This window comes from Haloarcula rubripromontorii (assembly GCF_001280425.1).
Taxonomy (GTDB): Archaea; Halobacteriota; Halobacteria; order Halobacteriales; family Haloarculaceae; genus Haloarcula; species Haloarcula rubripromontorii.
The window spans coordinates 434,625-446,708 of record NZ_LIUF01000002.1 but is presented as its reverse complement, the minus strand read 5'-3'; the positions used below and the strand labels follow the sequence as shown (position 1 = coordinate 446,708).

Here is a 12,084-nt window from a genome sequence, read left to right as displayed (position 1 = left end):
TCATTTTAATACACACAAGTTATTAGGCCGGGGTAGACGTGACATCACTCACTCTCGAACCGCTAACGTACGAGGACATCCCGTCGGAGCGCCGGCCGGGGGTTCTTCAGGCGCTAGTCCCTGTACTCGGTGTCGTCCTGTTCCTCGGCATCGGGTCGGGATATCTGAAGCTGGCCCCACACGGGCCGCTACTCTGGAGCATCGTACTGACTGGTGCAGTCGGTAAATACTGGCTGGGGTACTCGTGGGACGACCTCTACGAGGGGCTCGCAGACAGTTTGCTGATGGGACTGCAGGCCATTCTCATCCTGTTCATCATCTACGGACTCATCGCGACGTGGGTCAGCGCGGGCACCATTCCCGGGCTGATGTACTACGGTCTCTCAATACTGACGCCGGACGTGTTCCTCCCGGCGACAGCGCTGCTTGCGATGGTCGTCGCGTTTTCCATCGGGTCGTCGTGGACCACAGCCGGCACGCTCGGTGTGGCCTTCATCGGCATCGGCTCCGGTCTCGGTGTTCCGACCCCGATGACTGCTGGTGCCATCCTCTCGGGTGCCTACGCGGGCGACAAGCAGTCACCCCTCTCGGACACGACAAATCTCGCGGCCGCCGTGACGAACACCGACCTCTATGACCACATCCGGGCGATGCGCAACGGGACGATTCTGGCGTTTGGCCTCTCAGTATTGCTCTACGCTGCGCTTGGACTGCGTGCTGTCGGTGAAATCCCGACCGGGCGTATCGCCGAGATACAGGGCGCACTCGCTGGCAGCTACGACCTCTCGGTGCTGGTACTCATCCCGCTCGTTGTCACCTTCGGGCTGGCGCTGTACGGAACCCCGGCGCTCCCGACGCTCGTCGCCGGAGTCTTTGCCGGTGCTTTCACGACCATCTTCGTGCAGGGCCGGTCGTTCACTGCGGCCTGGACCGTCTTTCTCGACGGAACGGCCCCTGAGACGGGGACAGCGCTCGTGAACGATCTGCTGGCCAGCGGTGGTATCTCGGGGTCGGCCTGGACGATTGCCGTCGTCGTTGCGGCCCTCAGTCTCGGTGGCCTCCTCGAACGGACCGGCGTCCTCGCCGTGCTCGCACACCACCTCGCGACCGCTGTCCGCGGCCAGCGCAGCCTGGTCGTCGGGACCGGCATTTCGGCCATCTTCGTCAACGCCTTCTCGGCCCAGCAGTACATGAGCATCGTCGTGCCCGGGCTCACGCTCCGGAACCTCTACGACGAGTACGGCCTGACAAGCGATGACCTCTCGCAGGCTATCGAATCCGCCGGAACCCCGACCGGTGCGCTCTTCCCGTGGCACGCCGGTGCCGTCTACATGTCTGCGGTCTTCGGGGTTGGAACGCTTGCCTACGCCCCGTATTACTTCTTCGCGTTCCTCTCACCGTTGATCCTGTTTGCGACAACGCTGTTCGGGAGACGATACGACGGGTCCGAGCAGGCTGATTCAGTCGCGTCGTCCGCTGTCGCCGACGACTGATACGGAGTGTTGTCACTATGTACCGGTGTGCGCCGCCCCCGGGGTCGGAAAGAATCCACATTGCTCCGTATGGGTGTGTGGTTCAGTGGGGACGTATCACCCAGCCAACACACCCATTAGGACCCCGTTCGTGTGTCACCTATGGACACGGAACCGGCGGCGCTGGGCCGCATTCGAACCGTCGCCCACATTCTTGACGAGAGCGTCCGCATACCCGGCACCAGGTTTCGAGTCGGTCTCGACCCGATACTCGGCTTGCTCCCGATTGCGGGCGACGTCGCGATGGCGCTGTGTTCGCTGTACATCGTCGCCGAGGCCGTGCGGCTCGGCGTCCCGAAACGAACCGTGGTCCGACTGCTCGCGAACATCGCGGTGGACGCGACGGTCGGGAGCGTTCCGGTGGTCGGTGACCTCTTCGACGCCTACTGGAAGGCCAACGTCAGGAACGCCGAACTGGTCGCCGCCGCGGTTGCAGAGCGACAGTAACGGATCAGTGTAGCAGCGCGAGGGGTGCGGAGCACCGGAGAGTACCCGCCGAACCGGCGTGTCCAGCCGATACATGCAGGGCGATTTAGCCGGTGTGTTCCCAACTGTATTTTGAGACGCCACGGACGACCAGACACGGTTTTAGGCATCGAACATCAAGCGACGGGTATGACTGACCCCGAGACGCTCGACGTGACCATCGTCGACGGCTACGTCGACGAGCCAGCACACTTCGGGGTGCCGCCGTACATCTCGACGTACCCGCGGTACGCCGCCGGCGCCCTCGTCGATGCCGGTGTCCCCCGCGAGCAGATAGCGTATCACACTATCGACGAACTCCGGGAGGACAACGCAGTCTGGCGAGACGTCGAGGCCGCCGACCTCATGGTATACGTCGGCGGCATGACCGTCCCCGGCAAGTACGTCGGCGGGACACCGGCGGAACCTGACGAGGTGCGCGAACTCGCCTGGACGGCCAAGGGGACCTCGCTCATGGGCGGTCCGGTCCGGTTCGGCGTCGGCGAGGCCAACGAGGGCGCAAGCGAGACGGCCCGCGACGATCTCGATTTCGACTTTCTGGCGATGGCCGATGTCGAGGCCGCAGTGTTCGACCTCGTGGAGTCCGGTCTGGAAGGGTTTAACGACCGCTACCGAGATATCGAGGAGGAGACCCGCTGGGCTCGGGCCGGCGCGTTCGTCGTCGAACAGCACCCGAACCACCCGGACTACCTCATCTGCGAGATGGAGACCTCCCGGGGCTGTCCGTACCGATGTTCCTTCTGTACGGAGCCGATGTACGGGAATCCGGACTTCCGGCCGCCCGAGAGCGTCGTCGACGAGGTCGACGCCCTCTCGGACCGCGGTGTGAAGCACTTCCGACTCGGTCGGCAGGCCGACATCCTCGCCTACGGCGGCGACGGCGAAGCGCCCAACCCGGACGCCCTCCGGCGGCTCTACGGCGGTATTCGCGAGGTCGCGCCGGACCTTGAGACCCTACACCTCGACAATATGAATCCCATCACGGTCGTAAAATGGCCCGAGAAAGCCCGCGAGGGGATTCGCATCATCGCCGAGCACAACACGCCCGGCGACACCGCCGCGTTCGGCCTGGAGTCGGCCGACCCGAACGTGATGAGCGACAACAATCTCAACGTCACCGCCGACCAGTGTTTCGAAGCAGTGAAGATTGTCAACGAGGTGGCTGGCTGGCGGCCGGGAGGGGACAAAGACACTGCCCCCAACTTCGGCGACGACGCCGCCTGCCGGCTCCCGAAACTGCTGCCGGGAATCAACCTCGTCCACGGCCTGAAAGGCGAAACGCGGGAGACCTTCGAGCACAACAAGCGGTTCCTCCAGCGGGTCTACGACGAGGGGCTCATGCTCCGGCGGGTGAACATCCGGCAGGTGATGGCCTTCGAAGGGACCGACATGGCCGACACCGGCGCGGACATCGCCAAGGACCACAAGCAGCTGTTCAAGCAGTACAAACAGGACGTCCGGGAGACTATCGATAACCCGATGCTCCAGCGGGTCGCGCCGCCGGGGACGGTACTCCCCGACGTGCATCTGGAGTACCATCAGGACGGCAAGACGTTCGGCCGGCAGTTGGGGACCTATCCGCTGCTCGTGGGCATTCCGGGCGAGCGCGAACTCGGCAGTGTCGTCGATATCGCGGTCACCGACCACGGCTACCGGTCGGTCACCGGCGTCCCATACCCGCTGGATCTCAACAGCGCGTCGATGGACGAACTTACAGCGATTCCCGGTATCGGCCGGAGTACCGCCGGTGACGTGGTAGTAAACAGACCCTACGAGTCGGTTAGGGACATCGACGTCGCGTCCATCGAGCGGTTCGCGACCACCCAGTCTGGAGAAGGCGCTGACTAACTGCCGTTCCCGTCCCAGCAGCGTAACGAACGGAAAGTACTTTTCATTCCGGGGATGACCAAGAGCGTATGACTGCGGTCGAGGTGAGCGTCGTTCTCCCTGCCTACAACGAGGCAGACACCATCGAGCAGACGGTCTCGATAACGCTCGAGACGCTCGCCTCGTTTCTTCCCGAAGACGCGTACGAGGTGATCATCGCTGAGGACGGCTGTTCGGACCGCACACCCGAAATCGCGACGCGGCTCGCAAACGAGGACAGTCGGATCCGACACATTCACAGCGACGAGCGCCTGGGTCGCGGCGGCGCGTTAGAGTACGCCTTCGAGCGGGCCGACGGCGAGACGCTAGTGTATTTCGATACGGATCTGGCGACGGATATGTCCCATCTCGAAGAACTCGTCAACGCCATCCGCATCGACGGCTACGACGTGGCGACGGGGTCACGGTGGATGCCCGAAAACCGAGCCGACCGACCCGCAAAACGTGGGGTTCCGAGCTTCGGCTACAACACGCTCGTCCGGACGCTCCTCCGGTCTGACCTCAGGGACCACCAGTGTGGGTTCAAGGCCTTCGACCGGGGGGCACTGGAGACGCTATTACCCCTCGTGCAGGACGAGCACTGGTTCTGGGACACAGAACTGCTCGTGAAGGCCCAGCGCAACGGCTACCGGGTACAGGAGTTCCCCGTCGACTGGACGCCGAAGGGGGACTCCAAGGTGGACATCGTCCGGGACGTGTTCGGCATGGGCAGCCAGATACTCCGGACGTTCTGGGAGCTGTCGGTCAGCCCCAGAATCACGCGGGAGGTGTCGCTCGGCGCGGGGACGATGCTTGTCGTCATTGCCCTGCTGTTGATGACGCAGTATCTCGACCCCGACCGGGTTCTTGCGGAGATGGCCGGGGCAGCGCCCGAGATCGTCGCACTAAGCGCCGTCGTCTACGCCGTCTCGTGGCCGCTCCGAGGCATCCGCTACCGGGACATCCTCGTCTCGATGGGGTACCGGGAGCGGTGGCGCTTCCTGACGGGGGCGGTATTCATCAGCCAAACCGGGAATCTCGTGTTCCCGGCGCGAGCCGGTGACGCGGTCCGGGCGTATGTTATCAAGGCCCGCCGTTCGATTCCGTACCCATCGGGGTTCGCGTCGCTGGCCGTCGAGCGGGTGTTCGACCTGCTGACGATAACGTTACTTGCTGGTGTCGTCATGATCGGGCTGGCTGTAACGGGATCGGCCGAACAGTTGCTGACGGCGCTGACGGGCGATAGCGTCGGCGGCGACGCAGCCAGCAGCGGACGGACTGCCGTGGCCGTAGCTGGTGGTGTTGGCCTTGCAGCAATCGGAGCTGTGGTGGCTATTGTCGCCAGTGCGCGGAGCGACCGGAACCTCGTTCGGGCCGTCATCGGGCGACTGAGCAGCGACTCCTACGCCGACTACGTCGCCGGCATCATCGAGGGGTTCGTTGGCGACGTGCAGACAGTCGCTGCCGACGGTCCAGCCTTCGCTCGCGTCGGTGCGGGGAGTCTCCTGATCTGGACGCTCGACGTCATTACCGCGTTGATCGTCTTCGCGGCTTTCGGCTACAGCCTGACGCCGTCACTGGTTGCCGTTGGCTTCTTCGCGGTCAGCGTTGGGAACCTCGCCAAAGTTCTGCCGCTGACGCCCGGCGGGGTCGGTCTGTACGAGGGTGCGTTCACCGTCATCGTCGCGTCGCTGACGCCGGTCGGCGTCGCCGCAGCTATCGGTGTCGCTATCGTCGACCACGCGGTCAAGAACATCGTCACCATCATCGGCGGCGTCGCGTCGATGGCCTGGCTCAACGTCTCCCTGACGACAGCCGTCGAGGAGTCCCAGTCGACGGACGCTATCGAACCGGAAACGAACGATTGATCGCCGTTTTGACGCGCCCTGCAACAGCACCCAGTACTACCGGGATTGCGCTGGCGCTACTCGGGCCGATACAACGGCGCTCCACCGAGACTTCTCTTCCAGCCAGCAGTCTCCGTGCCGCTGTATTTCTTTATTAATATTACAAATAAGGGCGTTTTTACTAACAATGTTAATTATAATAGTTAATATTATATAACTTCGAAATCTATGCGGTTTTGCTATGTTTCAACGTAGCATACAATGGAGCGAACTGGACGGACAGACGCGACGCAGTTTCCTCAAAGCTTCGACCGGTGCCGTGGCATCGGTGGCAACGCTCGGTGCGAGTGGCTCTGTACGAGGCGGCAAATACGGCGGTGATGACGGAGAATACACGGCTCCAGCGGGGTTTCCACTCGTCTCGACACGCGAGCAGTTCACAGACAACGCGAAACTGAAGTCTGAGTATACCGAAACAGAGTACGAGACTGTCGGGGATTGGGAGTCTAGTCAGGGGGGCGACGATTCGGAACTCGTCATCTTCGTCCACGGCTGGAGTCTCGGGGAGACGGATGCCAGAAACGCCGCCTACACCTGTCAAATCGGGCTTGAAAAGAACGAATACGACCAGTTCACAGTGGGATTTACCTGGGATGCAGACAAGGGCGACGGCATCGGCTGGAACGAGGGTGTCGCCATCGCCGAACAGAACGGTCCGAAACTCGCACAGTGGGTTATCGACCACAACGACGGCGGTGGACTTCCAGTCCGGATAATCGGGCATTCGCTTGGCGCAAAGGTAGCTGTCGAGGCGATGGCATCGCTTCACGAGCGCGGCCGTGAAGATGCCGTCACATCGGTGACGCTACTGGGTGGCGCTATCGGAGAATCCGTCGTTGAGGTCGACGAGGCATACGGTGAGCCAATCGAGTACGCCACCACATCCTTCAACAACTTCCACAAAGACGACGACGCGGTGCTGGGAATTGCATTCAGTGCTGCCGAGTGGACGGAAGCGGTTGGTGAAAAGGGTGTGCAGAGTCCCGAAGATGCTCCCGAGAATTACACCGATTACGATGTCACGACGACTGTTGCCGATCACAATTCCTACTACGAGCCCGGCGAAGGGTGTCTGCCCGCTGTCGTCGAGACGTTTCAGTAGACAGTGATAACGAGGGGGGCGGCGCTACTTATTGTACGCAATTATAACCGAGTTGTGGGAAATGACCCCGAAAATACCCGACAGCTGTTATATGAATGGTCATGCGACTAATGCACAAACGTGGGTTTCGTGACGTGTATCGGTGGTCTCCATGACAATACCGGAATGCTTTAATGACTTTCGTTCGAATACAGTGTTACCGACTGCCTCCGGGTTCTGTGATGTCTCCCACCCGGTGAGCACCCGCCTTCGCAACCAATGAGTGAACACACACGGACACGACAGCAACGTGAAGAACAGACGACGGAGTCGACTGAATCAGAGAGCACAGCGTGCCCGGAGTGCAGTGGCTCGCTCGTTATCGACGACGAACACGGCGAAACAGTCTGTGAGGATTGTGGCCTTGTCGTCGAGTCCGATGAGATAGACCGCGGCCCCGAGTGGCGCGCGTTCGACTCCAGCGAGAAAGACGAGAAGTCCCGCGTCGGCGCACCGACGACGAATATGATGCACGACAAGGGCCTCTCGACCAATATCGACTGGCGCGACAAGGACGCGTACGGGAACTCGCTGTCGGGCAAACAGCGCCAGAAGATGCAGCGCCTGCGCAAGTGGAACGAGCGCTTTAGAACGCGAGACTCCAAGGAGCGCAACCTCAAGCAGGCCCTCGGCGAAATCGACCGGATGGCCTCAGCGCTTGGCCTGCCCGAGAACGTCCGCGAAACGGCCAGCGTCATCTACCGCCGCGCACTGGACGAGGACCTCCTCCCCGGCCGCTCCATCGAGGGTGTCTCGACGGCCTCCGTCTACGCCGCCGCGCGACAGGCCGGCGTCCCCCGCTCGCTGGACGAGATTACCGAGGTTTCCCGCGTCGAAAAAAGCGAAATCGCCCGCACCTACCGCTACGTCGTCCGCGAACTTTCACTCGAAGTCCGTCCTGCTGACCCCGAGAGCTACGTCCCGCGCTTTGCCTCCTCGCTGGAACTGTCCGACGAGGCCGAACACCGCGCCCGTCAGCTCCTCCAGAACGCCAAGGAACAGGGCGTCCACTCGGGCAAGTCGCCGGTCGGCCTCGCCGCCGCCGCCGTCTACGCCGCCGCGCTGCTGACCAACGAGAAGACGACGCAAGCCGCCGTCTCCGAGGTCGCCGACATCTCCGAGGTCACCATCCGCAACCGCTACCACGAACTGCTGGAAGCCGAGCAGGACCTGCCTGTCGCATAAAATTTGACTACGCGCTGAATCGCTCTGCGGAACGCGTTTTCTCTCGTAAATGGAGACATAAACAGCGTGTCCAGTTGCGTAACTGGTGGTCCAAACAGCATGAAAGCCCCGGCCGCCCCTTTCAGTCCCATCCGTAGCTGATTGGCCAGCTGACATCGGGTGCGACTGAAAGGGGCCGTACTCTCAGCGAACCCCGACGACGCAAGCACTGGACGAGTGACTGTAGGGAGCGAGGAAGCGCGCAGCGAGTCGCGGGAGCTGAGAGTACGGGGGCTTTCTGGGTCTCTACAGTTGTCACTGCAGGACGGGACACGACAGTCACAGAGTGACAGTCATCGACCGACAACCGCAAGACTAGAGTCAGTTCATCCGCTGGAACCGGTATGGAGACGACACACCGGGTTCGAACCGGTGACGCCCGCACGCTCGACTGTCCCGACGACAGCGTCGAACTGGTGGTCACATCGCCACCCTATCCGATGATCGAGATGTGGGACGACATCTTCGCCGAACTGGATTCTGACATCGGAGCGGCGCTGGACGACGGCGACGGCGACCGGGCGTTCACACTGATGCACGACGTGCTCGATGCAGTGTGGGCGGAGATAGAGCGCGTGCTGGTCCCCGGCGGCATCGCCTGCATCAACGTCGGGGACGCGACGCGATCCATGGAGGATGGATTTCGCTCCTTTCCGAACCACGCAGAGATAACCGATCGGCTGACCGACCACGGACTGCGCGCGCTGCCCGATATTCTGTGGCGGAAACCGACCAACAGCGGCGCGAAGTTCATGGGTTCAGGGATGGTGCCGCCGAACGCCTACCCGACCTTGGAACACGAACACATCCTCGTGTTCCGCAACGGGGAGCGCCGCCGCCTCGAACCCGGTGCGGACCGTCGCTACGAAAGCGCCTATTTCTGGGAGGAGCGCAACGAGTGGTTCTCCGACCTCTGGGAGTTGCCCGGCGAGACCCAGGACCTCGACGACGGGCTTCGGGACCGCTCGGGTGCCTTCCCGCTGACGGTGCCCTATCGGCTCATCTCGATGTTCTCTGTGTACGACGACACCGTACTCGATCCGTTTCTCGGGACCGGGACGACGACGCTGGCAGCGATGCTCGCCCGTCGGAACTCTGTTGGTGTGGACCGCGACCCGGACCTGCTGTCGGCGCTCGAAAAACGGGTCGCCACTGCCCCGGAGCGCTCCCGGACCATCGCTCGGGAGCGCCTTGCCGACCACCGCTCGTGGGTGGAACAGCGGCGCGCCGACGGCAAGGAACCGGGATACGAAGCCAAGCAGTACGACTTCGCCGTCAACACGAAACAGGAGCAGCGAATCCAGTTCTACGCGGTTGACGCAGTCACAGCGACCGATGACGGCTTTCGGGCCGTCCACGAGCCGGTCGAGTAAGCACGCCTTTTTGTGCGACTCCGTCGAAGCCGACCTATGGACTTCGAGTCGTTCACCCTGCTCGCCGCCACCGACGACCTCGGGGTGGAGCCGGCCGCCCGAGCCGATGCTGACGGACTGGAGTTACGGATGGACTTCGCCGACGAGCCGCTGGCACAGCTGGACGCCTACGACGGCGATCTCCCGATACTCGTCACGAACCGACCGACGTGGGAGGGTGGCGAGGCCGCTGATACCGCAAGTCGTCTCGATACACTCGAAGCCGCGCTCGAACACGACGCCGTGACGGCTGTCGACCTCGAACTCGCAGCGCTGGAGGGAGCCGGCGACCACAATGCTGGCCGCGTTGCCGACGCTGCCCGCGACCGCGATGCGACCGTGGTCGTCTCGACGCATAACTTCGAGTCGACGCCCGACCGTGACGCAATCGTGAGTCGACTCGACCGGGCCTGCAATCAGGGCGACGTGGGGAAGATGGCCAGCACAGCTCAGTCGCCCGACGACGTGCTGGCGATGCTCGGGGCGACCCGAGAGCTGACCGCCGCGGGCGAACAGGTCGCCACGATGTGCATGGGGTCGGCCGGTCGCCACTCCCGGGCCGTTGCCCCGGTGTACGGCTCCCGAATCGGCTATGCACCGGTCGACCCCGCTGACGCGACCGCGCCGGGTCAGTACGACCTCGCAACGCTCCGGACGCTGGTCGGACAGCTACAGAGCGACGGCTGATTGGGGAGCCGCCTGTACGGGGCTTTCGTCCGGACAGTGATTCTTCGGAAGATATAGGGGTATGCGAGATAGATTCGCCGAGTATGACTGACAAAGGACGCAAGCGGCCGTTGCTGGCCGTGGTGCTTGCGTTCATCTTCCCCGGGCTGGGACACTTCTACCTCCGTAAGTGGGTGCGGGGACTACTGTGGCTCGGGTTACTGTTCATGCTCTCAGTGGTCTTCGTCGTCACTGGCGCTATCGACCCTGTCTCCCAGCTAAGCTTAGAGGCTATCTCGTCGTCGTATCAGTCCAGACCCACCGAGGTGACAATCGGCTCGGTTGTGATCACGACGCTCAACGTCGTCGACGCCTACTGGGTCGCGGTCAACGAAAATCAGGCCACAGAAGTCGACGCCGGCACGACGTGCCCGAACTGCGGCAAGGAACTCGACGAAGACATCGACTTCTGTCACTGGTGTACGACGCAACTGGAACCGGTCGAGGCGGACCAGCAGTAGCCCGACGGCTGCGGTCAGCCCCGAACAAGGTCGGCTTACTTTTCGATGATGCTCTCTTCGATCCGCTCGCCGAAGTGCGTCGCCGTATCCTCATGGTGGATGAGGATTTCGTCGCCGGGTTCGAGATCCGTGACGGCGGTTCGGCCGTTCTGGGTGTGGACCTTGATCGTCTCGGCGTTCTGGAGCAGCGTCTCGATGCGGTCGCCGTCCTTGGTTTCGGCTTGCACGCGGAACATCGGGCGCTTCTCGATTTTCGCACGACCGACGATAGCCTCGCGGGTCCGACCGTTCGCGTCGACTATCTGGACCTCGTCGCCGGACTGGAGTTCCGAGAGATATTTCGTCCCGCCGTCAGGCGTCCGGACGTATGCGTGGACCGCGCCGGCGTTGACCCGGAACGGCCGGGAAGCGACGTACGGTGATTCTGCCGTCTCGGCGTGAACGAAGAAGAGTCCGCGAGCCATCGACCCGACGAGCATCCCCTCGTCGTGTTCCATCAGGCTGCCCGTGTCGATACAGACGCGGTCAGCGGAGCCAGTCTGCTCGATGGCGGTGACCTCGGCGTACTCCAGGTCGAGCGTCTCCCGGCCCATCTCGTCGCGGACCTCCACCGTCTTGCGGATTTCGTCGACATCGTCGGTATCAAGCAGGACACCGTCGGCCCCCAGTTCCAGCGTCTCGTAGGCCGTCCGGGCGTCCTCGGCGGTCCTGACGCCGGCGATGAGGTCCGTCTCCTCGCCGACGCGGGCGATGAGGTTTTCGAGTGGAATTATCTGCCAGTTCTCGCCGATGACGATGGTGAAGTCGGCTTCAGCGGCGACCGCCTCGGCGAAGGCCTCGTAGTCTTCGTCGAAGATGCGGACGTAGCCGCCGTCGGGGGCGGCTCCGTTCTGCCGCAGCGTCGAGAGGTCCGCAGAGCCGGAGAAGTCAGAGGGGAGGTCGACCGTGCCGTCGCCCTCGCCGTCTTTCCCGACGATAGTTGCATCGGCCTTTGAGTCCTCCGCCTCGGCCTCCATCACGTGGACGTCCCCGTTGGTGAACGCGGCGATGTTTATTTCACCGAGTTCCGAGACGCGTTCGACATCGTCCTCGTCGACCAGTACCCAGTCGACGCCGGCCTCGATACCAGCGGTTATCCGGCGTTTCCGTGTCTCCCAGTCGCCGACCTCGCTGTCGGCTTTGAGCCAGACGCTTCGAGTCATACGCCCACGTCCGCAACGGCGAGGCTTGAACGTGGCGGAACCCGGGTGGGTCTGTCGAGTGGTGAACAGAGAAGAGAGATGGGTACGAGAAGCGATATCGAGTGGGCTTCCTGGAATTAGAACCGAG

The 12,084-nt window shown here is 62.8% G+C and carries 10 protein-coding genes; 9 read left to right on the top strand and 1 reads right to left on the bottom strand.

Annotated features, from left to right (window positions below; translation table 11 throughout):
• Positions 1-38 precede the first annotated feature (38 nt).
• From arcD to AMS69_RS07440, 9 genes are all read left to right on the top strand, one after another.
• The gene (gene arcD, locus AMS69_RS07480) at positions 39-1,493 is read left to right on the top strand and encodes an arginine/ornithine antiporter ArcD (protein WP_053967445.1); all 1,455 of its coding nucleotides are present in this window, start codon (positions 39-41) and stop codon (positions 1,491-1,493) included.
• 141 nt (positions 1,494-1,634) lie between these two features.
• Positions 1,635-1,979, top strand: coding sequence for a DUF4112 domain-containing protein (locus tag AMS69_RS07475; protein WP_053967444.1), 345 nt, complete (start codon positions 1,635-1,637; stop codon positions 1,977-1,979).
• Positions 1,980-2,147: 168 nt separating this feature from the next.
• Entirely contained in the window at positions 2,148-3,866 is a 1,719-nt protein-coding gene (locus tag AMS69_RS07470) for a radical SAM protein (protein ID WP_053967443.1), read from the top strand.
• A 68-nt stretch (positions 3,867-3,934) separates the two neighbouring features.
• Entirely contained in the window at positions 3,935-5,752 is a 1,818-nt protein-coding gene (locus AMS69_RS07465; RefSeq protein WP_053967442.1) for a flippase-like domain-containing protein, read from the top strand.
• A 220-nt stretch (positions 5,753-5,972) separates the two neighbouring features.
• Positions 5,973-6,893 (top strand): DUF726 domain-containing protein, encoded by a 921-nt coding sequence (locus AMS69_RS07460; protein ID WP_155119940.1) that lies wholly within the window; start codon positions 5,973-5,975, stop codon positions 6,891-6,893.
• 258 nt (positions 6,894-7,151) lie between these two features.
• Positions 7,152-8,117, top strand: a complete 966-nt coding sequence (locus AMS69_RS07455) for a transcription initiation factor IIB (RefSeq protein ID WP_004591241.1) — start codon at positions 7,152-7,154, stop codon at positions 8,115-8,117.
• A 383-nt stretch (positions 8,118-8,500) separates the two neighbouring features.
• Positions 8,501-9,529, top strand: coding sequence for a DNA-methyltransferase (locus tag AMS69_RS07450; RefSeq protein ID WP_053967441.1), 1,029 nt, complete (start codon positions 8,501-8,503; stop codon positions 9,527-9,529).
• A gap of 36 nt (positions 9,530-9,565) precedes the next feature.
• Positions 9,566-10,255: a type I 3-dehydroquinate dehydratase gene (locus AMS69_RS07445; RefSeq protein ID WP_053967440.1), complete on the top strand. Its 690-nt coding sequence runs from the start codon at positions 9,566-9,568 to the stop codon at positions 10,253-10,255.
• Positions 10,256-10,338: 83 nt separating this feature from the next.
• Complete coding sequence (locus AMS69_RS07440; RefSeq protein WP_053967439.1) at positions 10,339-10,755, top strand: DUF6677 family protein; 417 nt, start codon at positions 10,339-10,341, stop codon at positions 10,753-10,755.
• A 35-nt stretch (positions 10,756-10,790) separates the two neighbouring features.
• Here the strand turns inward: AMS69_RS07440 and AMS69_RS07435 are convergent, their stop codons facing one another.
• Entirely contained in the window at positions 10,791-11,957 is a 1,167-nt protein-coding gene (locus AMS69_RS07435) for a 3-dehydroquinate synthase II (protein ID WP_053967438.1), read from the bottom strand.
• Positions 11,958-12,084 lie beyond the last annotated feature (127 nt).